The following is a 1,512-nucleotide window of genomic DNA, read 5'->3' on the forward strand; positions in this document are numbered from 1 at the left end:
GTTCCACCGCTTGACACAATTGACGGAATTGACGAAACCCCGGCCCTCAGGCGTCAGCCGGGCTTTTTGGCAATTGCGTCAATTTCGTCAGGCCAGTAGGTCGGGATTCACGCTGTAGGCGGGGGACGACGGGCGGCCGGGTCCGGCGGGGCTCTGCGGGGGCTCTTGGGCGCGGATCGCGTTCGTTTTGGCGAGATGGGTCAAGGCTTTGACCAGCGATTCGGCCGTGATCCACGGCCGCGCCCGTCTCACGTCGCGTTCGGTGAACGTCTCGCGGCGGCCGTCGCGCAGCCATTCGACGATCGCGTTGACTTCGGCGGCATGGGGGCCGGCCCCGGTCGGATCGCTTCCCGCGTGTACCCGACGCGCATGGCTTTTGAAGTAGGCCGCGAGTCGCCAGGCGTTCTCGACGTGGCGTTCGGCGATGTCGGGGACGGCCAGCGGATCTGCGGTCGGGTCGCCCGCGTGCTCGATGAGGGCGAGGACCAGGGCCAGCCGATCGGCGTAGGCGGACAGTTTACCCCACGCGGCTTCCAGCGAGGGGTTGAAGCCGGGGTCGTTCACCTCGCGGGCGTGGGCCTTCCGCAGCCGCTTCCGAGCCTTCCTGGCGTCGGGCGTCAGGCGGGCGACGTGCGGGTTCTCGCCGTCCATCGGACGATCCCAGAGGCGGCGGACCATGGCGGACCAATAGGCGGACGCGGCCTCGGACACGCCGTCCTCGTCCTCCTCTTCCGGCAGGTCGAACGGGTCGGGGCAGCAGAAAAGGAACCGCTCGATGAACCCGTCTCCGGGCCTGGCCGGGTCGACGAATCCCGGCAGGTTGGCGGGGACGGTCCCGCCGACGATCGACAGGCAGGGGTGGGGAGAGCGCAGGGGGACGCCGTTGTCGTCGCCTACGCGATCCTTGATGATCCGCTTGCCGGACCACGCCGACAGGATGTCCTCCTTGTCGGTCCCGCGCCCCCCCTTGAACTGGCCGAACGATCCCATGAGGGCGGACAGCTCGTCGCGGACCATCAGGAGGCCTCGCGGGTTGTCGCTCAGGAGGCGGGGCAGCTTCTCCAGCGTCATGTTGTCCAGGTCGATCCTTCGCGGTCGTGGGCGAGGGGGCAGTTCCGACGCCTTCGGCTTCGGCCCCAGCGCGTCGCACTCTTCCTTCCACCGATGCTCGGCGGCGGCGTGCTCGATGGTCAGGTCGCGGTCGATCGCGTAGACGGGCTTCGCGGCGTTCTCCACCGCCGGGGACTTGCCGGACGACGCCTTGCCGATGACGGCCACGAACAGGGACGACGACGCGAAGTACCCCGGCTTCAAGGGCAGCGAGACGGATCGACCGATCGCCCCGGCGGCGACGGCCAGGGTCGCCCCGGCAGCGAAGTCGACCGGGCAGCCGATCGACCGCGAAGCCTCTTCGGCGAGGTGTCGGGCGGGCGGCGGCAGCACGTCCAGCGGGAAGCCTTCCACGGCCGGAGTCTGGCGGATCGCCAGCGAGGGCCAGGCGTCGTCCGTCGC

1 protein-coding gene is annotated in these 1,512 nt (G+C 69.6%); it reads right to left on the reverse strand.

Annotated elements, in window-relative coordinates; all coding sequences use genetic code 11:
* Nucleotides 1-87 precede the first annotated feature (87 nt).
* A partial coding sequence (locus tag G6O68_RS31760; protein WP_165253758.1) for a DUF3987 domain-containing protein occupies nucleotides 88-1,512 on the reverse strand: 1,425 nt, incomplete at its 5' end.

Source organism: Paludisphaera soli (assembly GCF_011064595.1).
Classification (GTDB): domain Bacteria; phylum Planctomycetota; class Planctomycetia; order Isosphaerales; family Isosphaeraceae; genus Paludisphaera; species Paludisphaera soli.